This window comes from Bradyrhizobium sp. WBOS07 (assembly GCF_024585165.1).
GTDB lineage: Bacteria > Pseudomonadota > Alphaproteobacteria > Rhizobiales > Xanthobacteraceae > Bradyrhizobium > Bradyrhizobium japonicum_B.
Genome location: NZ_CP029008.1, coordinates 5704268 through 5724589, shown reverse-complemented (window position 1 = coordinate 5724589; position 20322 = coordinate 5704268). Strand labels below are relative to the sequence as shown.

Here is a 20322-nt window from a genome sequence, read left to right as displayed (position 1 = left end):
CGGCGTCAGGCTCCGTCAAGCCTGATACATCAAGAGATCAGCCAGGGATTCGTTCTGATGCAGCCGTCTGATGGCTTCGGCCAGCAGCGGAGCCGCCGAGATCACCTCGAGCTTGGCAAGCACGGGCCCCGCAGGAAGCCTGAAGGGCGGAACGGTGTCTGTGGCGATGATGCGATCAATCGACGGATCCGCAAGTGCGGTCTCGGCCCCTGGCATGAAAAGGCCGTGGGCAACGCAGGCAATGACATTTCTTGCGCCGTGCGCCCGCGCCGCCTTTGCCGCACGGACCAGGGTTCCGCCGCTGCTGATCAGGTCGTCGACCACGACGCAGAATGCATCAGTCACATCACCGGCAAACAGGTCGCCGGACACCCGGCCCGAGCTACGATGCTTCTCGACGAAGGCCTTTCCGATCGGCCTCTGCAACGTCTTCTCAAGAGCTTCGCGCAGCAGATCGGCTCGCTTTCCACCGCCCAGATCCGGCGACACGACGCTGATTGGCCTGTCGCCCGCGATCGACCTGATCTTGTCGATCAGCAGCAGCGCCGTCGTGAGTGCAACGGAAGGACAGCGAAAGGCGTTCTCGTAAGCAGCTTCGTTGTGCACGTCCAGCGTCACGACCCTGTCCGTACCGACGGCCTCGAACAGAGACGCCAGATAGCGGATGGTCACGGGATCATTTTCCTTGGTTCGGCGGTCCTTTCGCGCATAGCACAGATATGGCGTGACCGCGGTCACGCTTGTAGCACCCGCGTCTTTCAGTGCGCCGATCAAGAACAGCAGGCGGCAAAGCTTGTCATTCGGGCTCTCGACGGGCCCACCGTGAAGACTGTGAACGACGTAGATGTCGCGGCCGGCCACCGTATCGAGCGGACGGACTTTGTGTTCGCCGTCTTCAAAGCTGCGCTCTTCGTGAGCAGCCAGCGAGCAGCCCAACGACGTCGCGATGCGCTCGCCCAGCGCGGTGCTTCCGCTAAGGGCGAACAGGCTTAACCGATCGCTCCGCGCCAATGCGGTGCGCGGCATCCAGCTACTATCCATCGTGCACTCCGCAATTCAATGATGGAGCACCTACGCCCGCAAGCTGTGCTTGCCCAGAACCTTGACCGTGCTGGCCTGTGGCCCTTTCTCTCCGGGCTCCTCAACAAAGCTGACTTGCGATCCGACGGCGATGTGCGCGCGACCTTCCACGACACTGTTGCAGTTGAAATAGATCTCCTGGCCATCGGTCCCTTCCAGGAAGCCGAACTCGCCACTTGGGTCGATACGCACGATTGTGCCGAGCGGCTCTCCTTTATGGAGCTTGGTCTGGCCTTGCATCTCGCGCACTTGGTCCTGCAGCTGCCGGCGCGCGCGCTTGAAGGCATCGTCCACCGCAAAGGTCAGATCGGCGTACCTTTCATCCTCCTTGGGCGTCCGTCCGACATTGACTTCGCGCCCTTCGGGAAGGGCCAGGCGGATGCTGACCTGGTATTGACCACCCGTCTTGTGACGATCACCGGGGCCTCTCACGATGATGCGGCCCGCGGTGGCTCGACCGTAGCGCCTTTCCAGCTCGGCGATGTGCCCCTCAATCGCAGCCTGCACTCCGGGGAAGGGGTCAGATGTTCGAATTCGATTTGAGCGGGGGTTTGCATGGTTCGCTCCTCCCTATCAGGCGGTCGATCTGAGCACACGGCGCGCCCATGGCTTTGCGCGAGATCAACCGATCCAACCGGCGATTCACCGTGGGAACTTTGCGGCACGTCAAAGCAGCCCGGCCCGAGCCTGTGAATAATTTACGCTCTGCCTCTGATCCGGGAGCAACATCATGAGCACGTCCACGGGTGTGACTGCGTTGGATCATTCGGTCCAGGAAACGAACGTTTGGCTCAAGGCCATCGACGAGCAGCTGGCCCTGGAGAACCGTCATCAAGCCTACAATGCATTGCGTGCCGTCCTGCATGCGTTGCGTGATCGCATGCCGCCGGAGGTCGCCGTCAAGCTCGGGGCGCAGCTGCCGATCGTGGTGCGCGGCTTCTACTACGAAGGCTGGCATATGGCGGCAACGCCGACAAGGGAACGGCATATCGAGGAGTTTGAGGCACATGTCGCCAGGGAGCTTCCGCCGCAGTTCCCAGTGAGTGCGCTCGCCGCAGCCCGCGCCGTTTACGAAGTACTGTGGGAAAAGCTCGATCCCGGCGAATTCGAGAAGTTGATGTCCCATCTTCCGGCGCCGCTCAGAAACCTCCAGGGCTGACCAGACGGAGGCGGTTCGTGAAACGTGATCAATCGCTCGAGGTCATCATTCCGCCGCTAGGACTGGCGGGAATGCTGACGCTGCCGGACAATCCCCGTGGCCTGGTTGCGTTTGCCCATGGCAGCGGTTCGAGCCGATTCAGCGTCCGGAATATCGCGGTCGCGCAGGAGCTGAACGCACGCCGCTTCGCGACGCTGCTGTTTGATCTTCTCACGCCGCAGGAGGAGCATGACCGCGCCAACGTCTTCAATGTCGGAATGCTTGGAAAACGGCTGGTCGCGGCCGTCGACTGGCTTCAAGGCCTTAAACCTGCGGTTGCCTGCCTCCCCATCGGATTGTTCGGCGCCAGTACCGGCGCGGCGGCCGCCCTCATCGCGGCGGCTCAATTGCCTGACCGAATTGCCGCAGTGGTCTCACGTGGCGGACGTCCGGATTTGGCCGGCGAAGCCCTGCCCCACGTCCGCGCGCCGACCCTGTTGATCGTCGGCGGCGCCGATGTTGGCGTGATCGAGCTCAATGAGGAGGCGCGCAGCTGGCTTGGCGGGCTGACGGCGCTGGAAATCATTCCCGGTGCAACGCATCTGTTTCCCGAGCCGGGCGCCATGGACGCCGTCATCGAGCATGCCAGCCGATGGTTTGAGCGATATCTGCAGGCGCCGACGTCAGTCCGTGCCGCGAGCTAGGAGAAAGCCATGCAGCTCCGGTCCAGCGCCTTCGCCGACCGATCGGCTATTCCGCGGCGCTTCACCTGCGACGGCGAAAACCTGTCCCCGCCCCTGCAATGGTCCGATGCGCCCGAGGGAACCCGCAGTTTCGTGCTGCTCTGCGATGATCCCGACGCGCCCGCCGGCACTTGGCACCATTGGGCGGTCTACGGTATTTCGCCTGACCAAAGCGGCCTCGTGGACAACGCAGCTCAGAACACGAGGCTGAAGCAGGCCACCAACGATTTCCGGAAGGTTGGCTATGGCGGGCCATGTCCGCCGCCCGGCCACGGCGTCCACCATTATCGCTTTCGGCTCCTTGCCCTCTCCACGGACCATCTTCGTGTCCCGGCGAATGCATCATGCGTCGACGTCGAACGCGAGGCGCGCAAGCTCGCCCTTGCCGAAGCCACTCTCACCGGCACGTATCACAGATAACAACGCCGCGGGATCCTGCTCATGACGAACATCATGGTGGCGACGGACGGATCGGACGGCGCGCGCCGCGCGATCGATGTGGCGGCGAAACTTGCCAAGGCGTTGGCATGCAATCTTCTAATCGTAACAGTTGCTGATCGGCTTTTGGAAGAAGAGGCTCGGCGACTTCCGCACAACGGAGCCACCGCCGGTGACCTCTTGGAGGCCTTGACGGGGCAGACCCTCAAGGCCGCGGAGGCTCGTGCGTGCGAAATCGGCCCGCCCCGGATTGAGGTTCGGACGTGTTGGGGTGACGTCACCCAATCCCTGATCGATCTGGCGGCACAGACGTCGAGCACGATGATCGTCGTGGGTCGGCGCGGACGCGGCCAATTGACCGGCCTGTTGCTCGGCAGCGTTTCCCAAAAGCTCGTCAGTCTCGCTCCCTGCGCCGTGGTTGTTGTCCCCTAGAGCGGCATCCGTCGCAGAACCGCGCAAGGGTTCCGAGCCCCATCGAACGGTCGTGGTCGAATGGTCTTTCGCCAACGCGCGCTTTCAAAGGTCTACCAGCTGATCGAGCCGGGCCCTGTCGTTCTGCTGATAACGGCCAGCCGCGGGCATCCCAACGTCATGACCATGTCCTGGCACATGATGGTGGAGTTCGAACCGCCGCTCATTGCTTGCATCGTCAGCGAAGCCAATTTCAGCTTCGCCGCTCTCCGCGCAACTGGAGAAGCCGTGATCGCGGTTCCGCCGCGCAACCTGGCTGACACGGTCGCCAGGATAGGCAATTGCTCGGGCCGCAACCGCGACAAGTTCAAGCGCTTCGGACTCACTGCACTCCCGGCGACCCTGGTCGGCGCGCCCTTGATCAAGGAATGCTTCTGCAATCTCGAATGTCGCGTGACGGACACGAGCATGGTCCCGCGCTACAATCTGTTCGTTCTCGAGGTCCTGCGCGCATGGATCGACCCTGCCCGGAAGAACGCCAAGACGCTTCATCACCGCGGATATGGCTCCTTCACGGTCGACGGCGCGACGATCAAGACGAGGTCAAAGATGAGATAATCGTGCGACCCACGAGACCGATCGCCCGACCCACTCATGCTGCGGGAGCGATGTTTCAGCGATACCAGCAATGACCGCGCCGGCAGACGCGACGGTGAGGATAGATCCAGTGCGGGCCCCAGCAGGACCGATACCAATGGTATCCGGTCTCGCCCAGACGATAGCAGCCCGCCTCCGCGCTCGTTGGTGCCAGCGCACCGACCGCTACGATCGCCGCGACGGCGGCAAACATGGCATATTTTCGCATCTTGTTCTCCCGAAGCGCCCCAGAGAGACACATCAGTCCATAACCGCGAAGCCCCGCGCGTTGACGTAAATCAACGCACGGAGACGTCTCGTCGGGGCTGATCTATTGTCTCATTTTCCCTGTCTGCGGCGGCCGAGTTCAGCATCGAGGAACCGTTTGGCGATGAAGGGTTCGACGCGCAGCGCAGGCTGCCGGCCGGCACCAAGCGGATCGAAAGCAGCCTTTCGCTGCAACTCTACGGAAGCGGCGCTCGGCGGCACGGAGCAAGCGCGATCACTCAGCCAGTAGACGGTCGCTCACTTCAGCGAAATCACAATCGCACTGAGGTTGGCGGCCATCTCCAACCCCGCCTTGGGGCCTTGCAAGATCATCACGACGCCATTGTCGTTTCGCAGGTGGACACCACCCACGCCGCCAACGAGAGCGCCACCACCGCCAACCGAACTATAGGTGCCCGCGAAGTCGCGGACGTCTCTGATGCCGGAGGCCCAGCCTTCCAGCCGGCCGGCCGTGGCGCCGGCGGTGATGCCGAGGCTTATGCCGGTGACGCGAAAGGGATAGCTGCGGCCGCGATAGCTCAATACGCCGGTGCCTGCACCACCGCCCACCAGCAGGCCCGCCTTCACGATCTTGACCCGGACATGGCCGGCGGCTTGGGCAAGCGAGGGAGCGGCCGGAACCGTGACAGCGAGCAGCACGATCGCGACAAGGCGGCCGATCAAGCGCAGCATGGCGCCGGTCATCTCACGGCTTCGCGGCATCGACCTTCTTCCAGGTCTGGTCGGGATCAAACAGCGTGAGGCGCTTGGCCACGAAGTCGGTGCGTGTGCCGAGATCCTTCTGGTAGACCACGCCGGCATGGTTGACCAGGAAGGTCATCACGCCGGAATTGCCGTACTCGGCCGGCCAGGCAATCAGCGCGAAGCCGCCGATCATCTTGCCTTTGACAACGTAGTTCATGGCGCCGCCGGGGGCATCTGGTCCCTGCGCCTTGAGAATGCGGAAGTAATAGCCGTGATAGGGCGTCATACCCTCGCCGGCTTTGTAGCCCTCCCTCGAGGCCTGCGCGGCCAGTGCTCCGAGCGGGCTCGGGTCGCTGTCGTCGCGCCAGAACAAGCCATCTTTCTTGCCGGGCGAGGAGACGATGCGCTGTGCATAGACGCCGACCCCCTCGCCGCGGTCCTTGTCTGCATATTCGTTCTGCGCGTCGACGAACGCGAGCGCGGTCTGGATTGCGTCGAGCTCGTTACGTCCAATGCGACGGCGAAGCACCTCGATGCGTCCCTCGTCGGTATCGAATTCCCAACCAGCCTTGGTGTTGACGAGCGGGATCGGGAACGGAAAATCGTCGGGTCCCAAGATGAGTGTCGCGCTCTTGTTGCCCTCAGCCTTGATGCCGTGCTTGGTGTCGTATATCGAGGTGAAACGTTGGCGGATATCGTTGTCGGCGATCTCGTCGCCGGAGAAGACGATATCCTCGGCTGCCCTGCCGAGCACTTTCAGGATATCGCGAGGCCCGCTCTTGACCGCGGCGGCAAGTGCTGCGGCCGCGTCCTCCGGCGTCTTGTAGGATTGCTGGGCCTCCGCCCTCGAGCCAAGCAGCGCAAGCATGAGCATGCCCGGCAACACCGCGCGCCGAAGCGATTTCAGACTGATCATGGCATCACCTCCGCAGGGAGCTTCGCGCCGCCGGCGAGCCAATCCCGGTAAGTGCCGAATGTCAGGCCAAGCTTCTCATAATAGACGCGTAGATAGCCGTCGCTGCCGCGCGCCACTGCGTCGGGCATCACCTGCTCGACCTCCTGCGCCATCACGCCGACATAGGCCTTGTCGCTGCCGATATAGCTGAAGCGATAGTAGCCGAGCCCGTTGGCGAGGTGGCCGAGCAGGACGATGTCGTGCTTCAGCGCGATATCCGAGCGCCGACCGCCACCGCCCCCGCCGCGGAAGCCGCCGCCACCGCCGCGCATCGCCATTCCGCCTCCACCACCTCGGCCGGCAATGCTCGGACCGCCGCCACCGCCGCGCGGCATGCTCGCCATGCTGGATCGGCCGCGCGCCGATGCTGCGGCCGCGGAGCGACCTGACGAAACATTCATCGCGCCACCGCGATTGCCGCCCGCGCTACGGTTGGCTGCACTGCCGCCACCGCGGTTCGCGGCCTTGGCGCGATCACCGCCGCCCTTGGCAGCTGCCTTGGCTCGGTCACCACCGCCCTTTGCACCATCCTTTGCACCACCTTTGGCACCGCCCTTGGCGCGATCGGCAGCACCCGCACGATCGCCCCGATCGCCGGCCCGGTCACCCGCTCGATCTCCGGCCCGGTCGCCAGCGCGGTCTCCAGCTCCGCCGCGATCACCTGCCCGATCGCCAGCGCGATCGCCAGCGCGGTCGCCTGCGCGATCCCCCGCCCGGTCTCCCGCACCTTGATCAGGACGCAGCACCTGGCTGCCGTCACGACCGCGGAAGTCCATCCGGTCCGATGCGCCAGCCTTCAAGTTGTTGTTGCCGAAGCGCTGTTGAACATTGGTGTTGCTGTAGCGCACCCCTTGCCGATGCGCTGGATTATGCTGCCAGCCATTGCCAATATTAGTGGTGCGATGATTGACGTAGACGTTACGGTTGCCCCAGTTGCAGCCCCCGCCCCAGTAATTGCCCCAGCGTCCGACCGCCCAAGCCGTGCCGAACGCGATGCCGGCCGCGACCACTCCTGCACCGATATAGGATGGGTAGCCCCAGTAGTATGGCGGGTACTCCGCATAGGGCCAGCTGCCATAGACAGTGGCCGGATCGTAATACGGCACGTACATCGCTGCAGGATCTGCCTGCTGGATCACGACGACCTGCTTGCCTTCCTGAGACTGGACGCTGACCTTCTGCTGCTTGGTGGTCACCAGCTTCTTGTTGTCGTAAGCCTTCGTGCGAAGGCGCTGGATCGCGTCCATCACGTCGGGCTGCTGCGCCAGAAAGGCATCGCCGAGCTTCTTGGTCCAGTCGAGCTGATCGCTCATCATGGTCAGGACATCGGCGGTGCTGGCCAGTGCCTTGACGCTGTCGTCCCAGCCCTGCTTGTCCACCTCCGTCTTCAGCGCATCGCCTTTGAGAGTCTTGCGCTCCTTCAGCCAGCGGTCGGCCTGCACGATCTCCAGCGGATAGGTCGAGGCGGCCAGCACGTTGGCGAGCAGCTCGTCCGGATAGAGCGCGATCGACGCGACCAGAGCCTCCAGCTGTTCGGGCTTCAGAAGCTCGGCCGTCGGCGCGGCAGGATTCGCCGGCTGCGCCTGGGGGGCGGCCGCGACCGGCTTGTCGGTCGTCTGGGCGGACACGCAAACCGGCGTGCCCAGCAACAGCGCAAGCGCCATCAACGTCTTGCCGCAGCGGATCATCGCATCCTCCCTTTCAATCCAGCCGAGACCATGAGATCGAGAGCGCGACGTTCATTGACAAAAATCAACGAAACGCGCGTGTTGTCTGCTGCAACGCGGGATCCTAGCTCGCGAGCGGAAGCCGAACCGTGAACAGCGCCCCGCCGAACGGCTGGTTCTCCGCGGAAATCGTGCCGTGGTGGGCCTCGACGATCGTGCGGACGATCGCCAGTCCCATGCCCATGCCCTCCGGCTTGGTGCTGAAGAACGGATCAAAAATACTCTTGAGATCGGCAACCGCGATACCTGGTCCCGTGTCGCCAACGCGAATTTCCGCAAAGTTGCCGACGCGGGCCATGATCACACTGACCTCGCGCTTGCCTGTCTGAACCTCTGAAATGGCATCCAGCGCATTGAGGATGAGATTGAGCACCACCTGCTGCAGCTGAATGGGATCGCCCTTGACGTGCAGTTCAGTGTCGGTCGGCGAATAAAAGCTCAGCTCGATATTGCGCCCTGCTGCAAGGTCACGGACAAACCCCATCACCTCTCGCACGGCCTGGCTCAGCTCGATATCCCTGAGCTCGAACGGCGCTTTCCTCAGCATGCTGCGCAAGCGACGGATCACTTCGCTGGCGCGCTGGTCGTCGCGCCTGATATCGGCGAGGATTTCGCCGATCTCGACAAGATCGGGCGAGCCGCGTCTCAACATCAGCTCCGCCGTTTCCGCGTTGGTCAGAATGGAGCCGAGCGGTTGGTTCAGCTCATGGGCGATCGACGCCGTGAGCTCGCCGACCGCCGAGTAGCGGTTGAGGTGGGCGAGTTCGGCAAGGCGCTGCCGCGATTCGACCTCCGCCAGCCGCCGGCGGCGCCGCTCATGCAGCAAGCCGCTGATGAGGCCGGCCTGGATCAGGATAATCGCCGCGACCGTGGCAAGCTGCCAGCGATAAGCTTCCCAGAGCGCCGGCTGCCGAAACATGATTTGGCTGCCTGCAGGCAGATTCTGCTCGCTGATGTCCCAGCGTTGCAGTTCGCGCCAGTCGAACTTTGGCGCAGCGTATCTGACAGCGGGGGGCCTCACATCGGCAGGCTTCTCGCCCCCAAGGATCCGCACGGCAACGGCCGCAGTCAGCCGGCTGATCTCCTCGACCGAGTACATGGGACCGCCGACGATCTCCTCTCCAAAGAAGCCATCGTCGTAGGAAAAGATCGGAGCATTTGCCACCCGATAGAGTGCCTGAAGCGCCCGGTCGCCTTCGTAAGCGACACCCGCCGCATCGATGTTCATGAGATGCCAGAAGATCGCCGTATCGGGCGGCAGCGATGCGCAATTCTTTAGAATTGCGTCAAACGCCAGTCCGTCATACCAGATGAACTCAAGCCTGCCGCTGAATAGATCTGCATCCTTCTGGATTTCGGCGCGCCAAACCCTTTCGTTTGGTGACGCACCATTTATCACGACGATTCTTTTCGTTGCGGGCAGGAGCTCGACGATCGTCTCGAAAGATCGCCGGAAGTCGTGTGCGACGGCAACAACCGTGTCTTCAGAGGATAAGCTCGCGAAATCCACGCGTCGACGTTCGACGGCCGTCAGCACCATCGGTATGTCATGGAACAACGCCTTGCGGTTTCGCTGGACGAAATTTGCTGCCGGAGCCCCGATGGAAATAATCAGATCAGGGGGACGGACGGTGTTCAACTCCTTCAAATACGCGATGAAAGCGGGCTCGGGATTTTCACTGCTCGACCGCGCTGAAACCAGGGAATGATCTTGAATGTCCAGCTGCCACGGAGATAGCCGGCCCAATTGCTCGCGAATTGTCTTCGCATATTGCCCCCATGGCCTGAAATCGCGCCCGAATGAATGAAGGATGACGATCTTCTTCGCATTGTCCGCGAGACAAGCTGAACCAAAGGCGAGGCAGGAGACCAACAAGACAATCGCGCCAGCCCACGCACGTCGCTGCACGCGGGATAATTCCAAGCGCGTGAGATCCGGCCAACGCGGATGCTGATGGGCCATTCTCATCGAGTAATCATAGAGCAATTTCTCTGCGGACGGGCAGATTCAATACCCTGTCCATCGCTCTAGTGTCCGCCGCTGAAGATCAGGGTCTTGAACGGCAGCAGCAGCGCCTGGATCCGCAGTAGTAGCGCATGGACGAATCCGATCGCGTCGATGGCATGGAGAGCGATCCGCCTGCCGGTCGACGTCTTGGGGTCGACGATCTCGTCGTGATTGCTGGTGTACGCGTTCACGATGCAGGTGCTGCCGGCGGTCACGCCGTCGAGGCCGCCCTTGTAAAGCGGTTCGAGGAATACCAGGATCGTACCCGGCTTGGCGAGGTTCTGAGCCTCGATGAGCTGTTCGCCGGTGCGAAACTGGCCGGCTGCGATGTAGTCCTGGACCGCAGTCACGACCAGGGGGATGACAGCCCATGGCCTGGAGATGCAGGTTGCCTCCGCGACCATGCCTTCCTTCATCACGCCTGCTTCAATCTGGCCGAATCCGGCCTGCAACCGCTCCCGGCCGGCGCCTTCCGGAATCAAAATTCCGGCGGGCCGCATCAGCTGATTGACGACGTCGCCGGTGCGAACGAGAAACTGCTCGACACGTCCGTCGACGCCGGCACGGACGAAGGTCTTGTCCAGATCGACCTGCGCCTCCGCGAGCGAGGCTTCCGCGCTGGCCTTTTGCGCCGGCAACAGCGTCGACACCTGCAAGGCTGCCGATTCCTTCGCAGCGGCGGCTGCGTCTATGCCGGCCTGACGCTGGTCGACCACGACCTGAAGCTTCTCGATGTCGCGCTGCGGCACGATGCCGGGATTGCGACGCTGCAACTCCGTCTTGACTTCGAGCTCGTCCTTGGCCTGCTGATAGCTGGCCCGGGCTTCCTGGATCTGCGCCTCGGCCTTGACGACATCGGACCTCGCGGACGCCATGGAAGCATCGATCTCGGCGACCTTGCGCCTGGCCGTCTCGAGCGCGGCCGTCTGCTTCGAATTGTCGAGCCTGAAAAGGACCTCGCCCTTCTTCACGACCTGGCTGTAGCCGACGTTGACCTCGGCGACACGGCCCGATCCCTCGGGCAGGATCGGGACGGTCCGGAACAGCAATGCCGCGTTGGACGTCGCCGGATGGAAAAAGAATACGCTGGTGATCAGCGCCACGGTCAGCATCAGGCAGCCGGTGATGCCCCAGCGCAGCTCGTACCAAACGGAGAAGAGCGTGATCTCCTTACCGAACCGCTTGCCTTGGACGAAGCGCCGATAGAGGTAGTCAGGAAGAATGGTCAGGAGCGAGCAGATGATGAGCTCAAGCATGACTGCGCACCTTCTGCTCGGTATCCACGATCTGATCCTCCTGGCTGACCGTTGCCGGAGCGGCTGCGGTGTCCGGCTGAGGCGCCTCGCTCGCACCAACTTGTGACGTGCTATCTGCGATCCTCTCCACCGACCCCGCGATGCTGCGCAGCGGCGTTCCGAAGTCCGGCAGCTCGATCAGGGCGAGCACCAGGGCCGCGATCCAGTACAGATGCTCGTGTGTGAACAGCGCGAGAAGTCCCAGCACGGCGACGATCTCGAACTGCAGCTTCTGGGTCTTGTGCGCCATGCGCTCGGGCAGGCTGTGCAAATGCCAGTACAACAGCCCTACCCCGAAAACGGCCCCGATCAGGATGATGCCCGTCACGATCATCAACACGTCGGTTTGCCCTGGCGCGATGATGTAGAAGGGCAGATGGTGTGGTGCCATCGGATGAAGCTGTTCGCTCAACTTGCTCTCCAGATCAGGGACACGCTGCTGCGGTCCTTATAGCAGATTGGGGATCGCGGCTCCGCTTTGCTTGATATGAATCAACAGAATTGAGTCCGTCCGACCTAGCCTTGCTCAAGCAGTGAAAACCGAGCAGCAGGAGACATCGGCAATGTCCGCCAATCTCGACGCCCTGATCCCCAATGCCATGCAAATCCGCAAGGAAGCCGCCCTGAAGGAGGCCGAAAAGGCGGAGGAATATGCCCGGCTCGCCGCTGCGGCGGAGGACGAGAAGCGCGCCTTGATCGAGCGGCTGAGCAAACCGTCGGGCAAAACCGAGGAAGAGAAGATCCAGCTTGCCGCCACCATCATCCAGCGTGCAGTGCGAAACGGTCTGACCGAGGTGCAGGTGTATCGCTTTCCCAACACGCTATGCACCGACAAGGGCCGCGCCATCAACCAGCAGGAAGCGGGCTGGGAGAAGACGCTGACCGGTATCCCCAAGGAGATCTTCCAGCTCTGGACCGACTATCTGAAGCCGCGCGGCTATCGCATCAGTTACCAGATCATCGACTTCCCCGGCGGCATGCCCGGCGACATCGGCGTCACGATTTCCTGGGGCGATTGATCATTCCTTTTGCCGGACTTGATTGGGCATAGCGAAAGGCAGGGCATGGCGAAGGACGAAGACGGCGCGCGGATGAAGCGCAAGACTTACGAAAAGGAGCTGGAGAAGCTTCAGGTCCAGCTCTGCCATCTCCAGGACTGGGTGAAGGAGAAGAAGCTCCGCGTCGTCGTGTTCTTCGAAGGCCGTGATGCCGCGGGCAAGGGCGGCACGATCAAGGCGATCACCGAAAAGGTCAGCCCCCGCGTGTTCCGCGTGGTCGCCCTGCCCGCGCCCTCCGACCGTGAGAAGTCGCAGCTCTACATCCAGCGTTACATGCAGCATTTCCCTGCAGGCGGCGAAGTCGTGATCTTCGACCGGAGTTGGTACAACCGCGCCGGCGTGGAATATGTCATGGGCTTCTGCTCACCTGAGGACCACAAGCGGTTCCTCACCCTGTGTCCCCAGATGGAGAAGCATCTCGTCGAGAGCGGGATCATCCTGATCAAGATCTGGCTCGAGGTCGGGATGGACGAGCAGGAGCGACGGTTCCGCGCCAGGATCGACGATCCGTTGCGACAGTGGAAACTGAGCCCGATGGACACCGAGTCCTATCGGCGCTGGTACGATTATTCGAGGGCTCGCGATCTGATGTTCGAGGCAACGAGCTCCAAGCATGCGCCATGGACGATCGTCAGGTCCGATGACAAGCGGCGGGCGCGGCTGAATTGTATCGCGCATCTGCTGGACTCGATCCCGCACAAGCGGATCAAGAAGGACAAGGTCAAGCTGCCGCCGCGCTCCGACAAGGGACGCTACAATGACCAGACGAGCCTGCGGGGGATGAAGTTCGTGCAGGAGCGCTACTAAACGAGATCGAAATAGGCCGCGCGGTACGCGGCCTATTTTTTGCCTTCACGTCTATTTCAGCCGGATCGTGACCCCGCCGACGGCGGCCGATACCTCGGCGCCCACTTTCGGCCCGCTGAGCTGCAGGATCACGCCATTGGCGTTCTGCAGTTGAACCGCACCAGCACCAGCCGCAACGGCGCCCCCGGCCCCGCCCACCGCGTATGACCCCTCGATCGAAGCCGGGCCGCGCAAGTTCAAGGCACGCCCGACGAACTTGGTGGTCGAGGCCCCCACGGTCAAACCGACGCTCATACCGGATACGGTGAACGGATAGTTCTTGCCGCGCAGGCGCAGCACGCCCTCGCCGCCTCCGACGCCGACGATGAAGCCGCCCTTGGTGAAGATCACGGTGACGCTGCCGGTTTCGGCGCGCGAGGGCGCGCTGAAGCCGGCGACACCGAGAACCAGAGCAGCAACAGCTACGAGTTTCTTCATTTACTTTCCCCTGAGTTTGGCTCGCTATTGAGCCAGAAGCATTGCGAAGTAGCCGAACACGGTGAGCAGAATCCCCGAGACGGCATAGCCGACCGGGAAACCGATCCAGGGCACGGAGCTCTGGATCTCAACCGCAGCCTCCCGGCAAGGACCGGAGTGCGAACGGGCACCGGCCACGCCGCCCATCAACACGGCCGGATTGATCTTGAACACGTGGAACCCGATCGCCCAAACGATGAAGGGCGGGATCGTGCAAGCGATGAAGCCGACGATGAAGATCTTCAGCGCAACCGCACCGGTGAGCTGAGCAAGGAGACCGGCACCGGCATTGACACCGACGATGGCGACGAACACCACGAGACCGAGATCCTCCAGCACGTTGCGCGCAGCGTTCGGCGTATTGCCGAAGAAACGCAGCCGCGACACGATGGAGGAGACGATCACGCCCGACAGCAACAGACCGCCCGCGTTGCCGAGGCCGACCTTGGCGCCGAACGCCGGGAATTCCACCATGCCGATCAGGAAGCCGATGATCATGCCGACCGAAAGGGTCAGCAGGTCGGTCGACGTGTTGGTCCGCGCAATGCGGCCCCACATCTCGCCGAGCTCGTTGACAGCGGACTTCAAGCCGACCACCGAGACGATGTCCATCCGCTCCAGCTTGGTCTTCAGACCGGCCGGGATCTGCACGCCGCCGCGCTCGACCTTGGTCACCTGCAACTGGCCGGCGATCGCGGTGTCACGGAAGGACTCGAACGTGCGTCCCACCATGTCCTTGTTGGTGACGAGGATGTCTGCTTGGTCCATGGGAATGCCGAGCGTCTTGGCGTCGGCGACCTCGGGACCGATCAGGCCCATCTTGTCGGTGAGATGCTCGGTCGAGCCGCCAAGGGCGACGATGTCGCCCTTTTGCAGCACGAGATCGGCGTCGGCACCCTGCGGCTCGCCGTTCCGCCCCACGTTGACGATCCGATACTCGGGATTCATCGCACGGAACTTGGCGATGCTCATGCCCGCGGTCGCAGGGTTCTCCAACCGATATGCGCGCAGCCCGAATTGGCGATAGCCGGTGAGGCCGCCGCCTTCGAGATCCTTGACCCCGAACTCCTGCTCATATTGCTTCGCAGCGGCCTTGGCATCGACACCCCACCAGCGCGGCAGGTATTTGCAGATCAGGATGATGCCGACAGTGCCCCAGATATAGGTGATGCCGTACGAGAGCGCGATCATGCCGGATGCGTCCTCGGGCTTCATGCCCGCAGGGAGCTTGACGACACCTGATGTGACGGCCTGCTCCGCCGAGCCGATCGCGGCCGACATGGTCTGCGATCCCGCCAGCATGCCACCCGCCGCGCCTGGGGGGAGCGCGAACAGCTTTGCACCGATCACCACCAGCGCAAGGCCAAGCACGCTCGATACGACGGCGAGAATGCAGAACTTGAGGCCGTCGCCCTTCAGGCTGTTGATGAAGGAGGGACCGACGCGCAAGCCCACACCGTACATGAAGAGGTAGTAGAAGAGGCTCTTGGCGAAATTGTTCAGCTCGAGCTTCACGCCGTAGGTGGAGGCCCACACCGACAGGCCCGCACCCACCACGATGGCGCCGGCGACCATGCCGAGACCATAACCCTTGATGCTGGCCCGTCCGATATAGACGGCGAGGCCGACGACGAAGAACAGCAGCAGATACGGGTACTGCTGAAGAAATGTGAAAAAGCCCTGCATGTGCGATCCCCTTTAAGATGCAGCCTTGAGCTTTGGCGCCGCGGCCGGCTTGGGCCTGCCGATCTTGGCCAAGGCTTCGGTGCGCACGAGCTTGAGACCTTCCTTGGCGTCGTAGCCGTGGATCTCCTTCACATCGAGCTTGCGCATGAAGTCGATGGTCTCCTGGGTGATGACCTGGCCCGGCACCATGATCGGGAAGCCCGGCGGATACGGGATGACGAAGTTTGCCGAGACAAGCTCTGGGCCCGCTTTCAGCCGCCGGTCGATCTCGGGATCGTTCAGGCGGATATGCTCGCAGCCCGCCACGTCATAAGCGGCATAGAAGCCGGTGCGGATGTCGCCCTCGTTGGTCTTCGCTCCCGCATCGCCGCGGAAGCTCGGATGGAAGTGCGAGAAATTCGGCAGATCGGGCACATCCTTCATCAGGCTCGCTACCCGTGCCTCAAAGGTCTTCCGCGCATTGGCGCCGCCTTGAGCCAGCCCACGATCGATCTCGCCCGCGATCTCGGCGAGCACGCGAATGAGATGCGCGACGTCGCTCCGGGTGTTGTTGATGTTGGACTGGACCAGGACCGAGTTGCGCGAGGTTTTGTTGACCTGGATGTTGTACTCGCTCGCCAAAATGCCCTTGAACTGCGTGCCGTCGTAGCCGGCCGTTCCGCACACCAGCGTCATGCGGGTCGGGTCGAGGCAGAACTCGTCCTCGTCGAAGCTCCTCAGCGTATTCGCCCAGTTCACGCCGGCCGCAAGATAATCGGTAAATCCACTCTGGCGGTACTGCGCCGGCACCATGGCATCTGCGCCAAGCACCCGGAAATACTTCGAAATCAGCGGATTGTTGTTGACCGCATGGCGGATCGCGAACGCGATCTCGATCGCGTTGGCCACGAGGCCGTAACCCTCCAGCTCCATCTGCCGCCGCGAGATATCCAGGCTGGCGATGAGCTGCTGGTTCGGACTGGTGGAGGCGTGCGTGAACACGGCCTCCTTGAACTGCTGCTCGACCGTATGGAACTCGACGTCCTTCACCGAGAGCATGGAGCCTTGCCGGATCGCCGACATCGACTTGTGCGTCGAGTTGGTCTGGTAGACGCGAAGGCGGATCTGCCGCGGATCAGGGATGAGCCTGGTTTTGAGCAGCATCTCGTCCGACGGGTTCTTGCCGAGTTCGGCCTGCTGCTTCTCATAGGCCGCCACGGACTTCGGATCGTGCATCCACGCCTCGATCTCATTGGCGGCGCCCATGGCGGTGCGCCGACGCAGGAACGGCGAGAAGCGCGCGAAGCCGAACCAGGCCTCGTCCCACAGGAAGATCAGGTCCGGCTTGATGGCGAGACACTCCTCCATCACGCGGCGCGTGTTGTAGATGTGTCCGTCGAAGGTGCAGTTGGTGAGATCGACCATCTTGACGCGGTCGAGCCGACCGTCGGCCTTGGCATTGAGCAGCGCCTGCTTGATCGTCTTCAGCGGCACGGCGCCGTACATCGAATATTCCGTCATCGGGAACGCTTCGACATAGAGCGGCTGCGCACCCGCCAGCACCATGCCGTAATGGTGCGACTTGTGGCAGTTGCGATCGACGATCGCGATATCGCCGGGCGCAAGCAGCGCCTGCACTGCCATCTTGTTCGATGTCGAAGTGCCGTTGGTGACGAAGAAGACGCGATCGGCACCAAGTGCCCTTGCCGCCTTCTCCTGCGCCTTCTTGATGTTGCCGGTCGGCTCCAGCATGCTGTCGAGGCCGCCCGTGGTGGCGCTGCTCTCGGCCAGGAAAAGGTTCGGGCCGTAGAACTCGCCCATGTCGCGGATCCAGTCCGACTTGAAGATCGACTTGCCGCGGGCGATCGGCAGTGCGTGGAACGTCCCGATCGGACGCTGCGCATATTTCTTGAGGTTGTCGAAGAACGGTGTGTCGTACCGGTCCTGGATGCCTTCGAGGATCGACAGATGCAGCTCCAGCAGCTCTTCCACCGAATAGAAGATGCGGCGGACGACACTGGCTTCGGGATTACCTGCCAATTCCTCGACGTCTCGATTCGAGATCATGTAGAGGTCGAGCTCCGGCCGGATCCGCTTGATGATCTGGGCGAGCCGGAGCGCGGATGCGTCGGCTTCATCCTTGAGACCGGCGGTCGCCATGATCGAGCGAAGCACCGGCGCTTCGTGCCGCGACCGCAGGCCAAAACCCTCGTTGATGATGACCGCGGCGATATCAGGGTTGAGCATGGTCGCGCAGAACGCGTCTTCGAGGCTGCCGACAATGACGGGCTCATAGATGAAGCCGTCGATCGGACGACGCAGCTTGCGCCATTCGGCGGCGAGTGCCGGCCACTGGCTGGACGACACCCCGGTCACGATGAGGGTTTCGAAGTAGGGCCGGCGCGTCGTGGGCCCGCCAAACGACGGCGGCACCAGTTCGGGCACATCGCCATTGCCCTCGTCCTTCGCGCTCCAGTCGCTGGCATGCTGACGGAACGACCGGGTCGCCAGCGCCTGGGCGATCTTCGTCGCAAGCGCGAACGATGTGGCCCCGTCGCCGGCTGCTGCGGCTTCCCGCAACGCCGCCATCAGGTGCAGACCGGGATAGCCATGAAATTCCTCGGTGACCGAGAGCTCGGCCAGCGCCGCATCGTAGGCCGCGCGATTGCCGGCCCGCGCCCAGGTCTTCGCTGCTTCCACGAGATCGCGCCAATCATCGGCCCGGGCTCCGGGCCCGGAAAAAAATCGATCGATACGCTTCTCTGCGGAGTTGGCATCCTTGGACATGTCTCTCTCCCGATCGCAGTGGCAATTGTGATGCGGGATCGTGGCCTTGCGGACCTGCGCTCCATTGATCCAAGTCAACGGTCTGAATGATCTTGGACGAGTTCAGCGGCGCGCGTGCATCTCGCAACGCAAAAAACGCTTAACCGCCCCTCGCGTCGCTGCCGCCCAGCACGCTGTCGAGCGTCCGCAACCATTGTGCGCTGTCGGTCTTCTCGGCCAGCCCTTCCGCCCGCAGAAGGTCGCGCAGCTGCGCGTGCGCGCCAACGATGCAAAGCGCGACGTGACGGGAGGCGAGTTCGTCATAGAGATCGTGCAGCATGCGCGCGCCGGCGAGATCGATATAGGGCGATGCCGAGAGATCGCAGACAACCAGCCTGATATCGACCGATCTGGCCAGCGCCTTCAGCACGGCCGCGAGGATGGTCTCGGCATTGATGTAGAGCAGCGAAGCCTCGGGGCGAAAAGCGATCACGCCGACGAGGGGCTCCACGCCCTCATGCCTGGCGCTGTCGGAATAGCGGCCGGTTCCCGGCAGCCGGCCGAGGAAGGCGATATTTGGTTGCGACGCCCGCGCCAGCAGCAGGAAGATCGACGCGATCGCAGCGAGCAGCACGCCTTGAAGGATTCCGAGCAGCAGCACCGCAATCAGCGCGATGGCTGCCGCGTAGAAATCGATCCGGCTGACCTTCCACATCCGCCACAGCGCCGGAATGTCCACCAGTCTGTACACCGCGGCAAAGACGATCGCGGCCAGCACCGCCTTGGGAAGATTGGTCAGCAGCCCTGTGAAGAACAACAGACACAGCGCCAAGGTGACCGAGCAGATCACCAGTGCAAGTGGCGTACGCGCGCCGGCATTGTCGTTCACCGCCGATTGCGACAACCCGCCGGCGACCGGGTAGCCGTGGCCGAATGCCGCGGCAAGGTTGGCGGCGCCCAGGCCGAGAAATTCCTGCCGAACGTCGAGCGCATATCCGTGCTTGGCAGCGAAGCTGCGTGCAGCGGACACGCCTTCGATATAGGCCAGCAAGAGACAACCCGCCGCAATGGGAAACAGCTCCTCGGGCTCAACCAGCCCAAAGGTTGGAACGGCGAGGGTCGGTAATCCCTCGGGGATCTTGCCGGTGACCGGCACCCCCATGGCGGGCAACCCAAGCAGCGTGGCCGCGACGATCGCGAGGGCCACGATGGTGATGCCGACCGGGCGGCCCGGGAGACGCCGCTCGCCGAGCAGCAACAGCAGGAGCGCAACGGCACCGACCGCCAACACCAGCAGATTCGTATCGCCAAGCTGGCGCGCGATGTGGATGGCCCGATCGAAGAAATTGCGACCGCCGCCGGGAATGCCAAACAGGCTCGGCAATTGGCTCATGATGATGGTGAGCCCGGCGCCCGCCTTGAAGCCGACCAGGATGCTGTCGCTGACCAGGCGGACGAGGCTCGACAATTTGAACAGCCAGGCGATCAGGCACAGCAGCGCCACCGCGCAGGCAACAAGGCTTGCAATCTGCGCATAGCGAACCGGATCACCTGCGGCGAGCGAACCGACCGTGCCCGCGATCATCAGCGAGATCGCCGAGGTCGGGCCGATGGCGAGCTGGCGGGAGGAGCCGAGCAGCGCGTAGCCGATGCCGCCGAGAATATAACCGTAGACACCGATCTGCGGCGGCAGGCCTGCAAGGGCGGCGTACGCGAGCGACACCGGAATGGCGTACGCGGCCAGCGTGACGCCGGCCACCGTGTCGGAGGGCAGCCATGCCATCCGGTATCCGGACAGCCAGCTGACCGGCGGAAACAAACGCGTCCACCCGAGCCGCGATCCAGACAGCGGCTTCATGAGCTTGCCTCGGAGGGCGCGGCTTCGCAGCGCACCAGCACGATCAGCAAAGCAATCATTGGAAGCAGTATCTCGGCCAAGGTGCTGATGGCACTCGCTCTCGCCCCCGCATCACGGCGCAGCCAGGCGGCGATCACGATGCCGACCGCGATGGCCAGGATCGGCGCGACGGCGATCGTTTCGTCGCGGCGCAGCAATGAAGTCGCGGCAATGCCCTGTGAGCTCATATCCGATACATCGTGTGCCGCC

The 20322-nt window shown here is 62.9% G+C and carries 20 protein-coding genes; 7 read left to right on the top strand and 13 right to left on the bottom strand.

Features of this window, described 5'->3' with window-relative positions; translation table 11 throughout:
• Positions 1-15 precede the first annotated feature (15 nt).
• Complete coding sequence (locus tag DCM79_RS27290) at positions 16-1041, bottom strand: ribose-phosphate pyrophosphokinase (RefSeq protein ID WP_257177184.1); 1026 nt, start codon at positions 1039-1041, stop codon at positions 16-18.
• A gap of 30 nt (positions 1042-1071) precedes the next feature.
• On the bottom strand, positions 1072-1587 hold the full coding sequence (locus DCM79_RS27285; RefSeq protein WP_257177183.1) for an HPF/RaiA family ribosome-associated protein: 516 nt from the start codon (positions 1585-1587) through the stop codon (positions 1072-1074).
• 223 nt (positions 1588-1810) lie between these two features.
• Here DCM79_RS27285 and DCM79_RS27280 point away from each other — a divergent pair, with 223 nt between their 5' ends.
• The 5 genes from DCM79_RS27280 (at position 1811) to DCM79_RS27260 (ending at position 4428) form a co-directional block, all read left to right on the top strand.
• Positions 1811-2239, top strand: a complete 429-nt coding sequence (locus DCM79_RS27280; RefSeq protein ID WP_257177182.1) for a DUF2267 domain-containing protein — start codon at positions 1811-1813, stop codon at positions 2237-2239.
• A 71-nt stretch (positions 2240-2310) separates the two neighbouring features.
• Entirely contained in the window at positions 2311-2922 is a 612-nt protein-coding gene (locus DCM79_RS27275; RefSeq protein WP_257177181.1) for a dienelactone hydrolase family protein, read from the top strand.
• 9 nt (positions 2923-2931) lie between these two features.
• Positions 2932-3381, top strand: coding sequence for a YbhB/YbcL family Raf kinase inhibitor-like protein (locus DCM79_RS27270; protein WP_257177180.1), 450 nt, complete (start codon positions 2932-2934; stop codon positions 3379-3381).
• A 21-nt stretch (positions 3382-3402) separates the two neighbouring features.
• Positions 3403-3831, top strand: coding sequence for a universal stress protein (locus DCM79_RS27265; RefSeq protein ID WP_257177179.1), 429 nt, complete (start codon positions 3403-3405; stop codon positions 3829-3831).
• Between the two features lie 60 nt (positions 3832-3891).
• Entirely contained in the window at positions 3892-4428 is a 537-nt protein-coding gene (locus DCM79_RS27260; RefSeq protein ID WP_257177178.1) for a flavin reductase family protein, read from the top strand.
• A gap of 543 nt (positions 4429-4971) precedes the next feature.
• On the opposite strand, the gene DCM79_RS27255 is transcribed toward DCM79_RS27260, so the two are convergent.
• The 6 genes from DCM79_RS27255 to DCM79_RS27230 form a co-directional block, all read right to left on the bottom strand.
• Entirely contained in the window at positions 4972-5418 is a 447-nt protein-coding gene (locus DCM79_RS27255) for a hypothetical protein (protein ID WP_257177177.1), read from the bottom strand.
• Between the two features lies 1 nt (position 5419).
• Positions 5420-6334, bottom strand: coding sequence for a DUF2950 domain-containing protein (locus DCM79_RS27250; RefSeq protein ID WP_257177176.1), 915 nt, complete (start codon positions 6332-6334; stop codon positions 5420-5422).
• Positions 6331-8061: a DUF3300 domain-containing protein gene (locus tag DCM79_RS27245; protein WP_257177175.1), complete on the bottom strand. Its 1731-nt coding sequence runs from the start codon at positions 8059-8061 to the stop codon at positions 6331-6333. Before DCM79_RS27245 ends, DCM79_RS27250 begins: the two co-directional genes overlap by 4 nt.
• A gap of 103 nt (positions 8062-8164) precedes the next feature.
• Entirely contained in the window at positions 8165-10063 is a 1899-nt protein-coding gene (locus tag DCM79_RS27240; protein ID WP_257177174.1) for a sensor histidine kinase, read from the bottom strand.
• A 65-nt stretch (positions 10064-10128) separates the two neighbouring features.
• Positions 10129-11364 (bottom strand): HlyD family secretion protein, encoded by a 1236-nt coding sequence (locus tag DCM79_RS27235; protein ID WP_257177173.1) that lies wholly within the window; start codon positions 11362-11364, stop codon positions 10129-10131.
• Positions 11357-11815, bottom strand: a complete 459-nt coding sequence (locus tag DCM79_RS27230; protein ID WP_257177172.1) for a hypothetical protein — start codon at positions 11813-11815, stop codon at positions 11357-11359. The genes DCM79_RS27235 and DCM79_RS27230 overlap by 8 nt, the downstream gene beginning before the upstream one ends.
• Before the next feature lie 151 nt (positions 11816-11966).
• Between DCM79_RS27230 and DCM79_RS27225 the strand changes: the two genes are divergently transcribed.
• Together DCM79_RS27225 and ppk2 are read left to right on the top strand one after the other, a co-directional pair.
• Positions 11967-12422 carry a hypothetical protein gene (locus DCM79_RS27225; protein ID WP_257177171.1) on the top strand — a complete coding sequence of 152 codons (456 nt, stop codon included), beginning with the start codon at positions 11967-11969 and terminating at the stop codon, positions 12420-12422.
• 45 nt (positions 12423-12467) lie between these two features.
• Complete coding sequence (gene ppk2 / locus DCM79_RS27220) at positions 12468-13268, top strand: polyphosphate kinase 2 (RefSeq protein WP_257177170.1); 801 nt, start codon at positions 12468-12470, stop codon at positions 13266-13268.
• Between the two features lie 51 nt (positions 13269-13319).
• On the opposite strand, the gene DCM79_RS27215 is transcribed toward ppk2, so the two are convergent.
• From DCM79_RS27215 to DCM79_RS27195, 5 genes are all read right to left on the bottom strand, one after another.
• A complete protein-coding gene (locus DCM79_RS27215) occupies positions 13320-13745 on the bottom strand; it encodes a hypothetical protein (protein WP_257177169.1) in 426 nt (141 codons plus the stop codon).
• Between the two features lie 24 nt (positions 13746-13769).
• Complete coding sequence (locus DCM79_RS27210; RefSeq protein WP_257177168.1) at positions 13770-15470, bottom strand: aspartate:alanine exchanger family transporter; 1701 nt, start codon at positions 15468-15470, stop codon at positions 13770-13772.
• Positions 15471-15482: 12 nt separating this feature from the next.
• Positions 15483-18236 carry a decarboxylase gene (locus DCM79_RS27205; protein WP_257177167.1) on the bottom strand — a complete coding sequence of 918 codons (2754 nt, stop codon included), beginning with the start codon at positions 18234-18236 and terminating at the stop codon, positions 15483-15485.
• A gap of 139 nt (positions 18237-18375) precedes the next feature.
• The gene (locus DCM79_RS27200; RefSeq protein ID WP_274069704.1) at positions 18376-20073 is read right to left on the bottom strand and encodes a SulP family inorganic anion transporter; all 1698 of its coding nucleotides are present in this window, start codon (positions 20071-20073) and stop codon (positions 18376-18378) included.
• A complete protein-coding gene (locus DCM79_RS27195; protein WP_257177165.1) occupies positions 20070-20300 on the bottom strand; it encodes a hypothetical protein in 231 nt (76 codons plus the stop codon). Before DCM79_RS27195 ends, DCM79_RS27200 begins: the two co-directional genes overlap by 4 nt.
• Between the last annotated feature and the right edge of the window lie 22 nt (positions 20301-20322).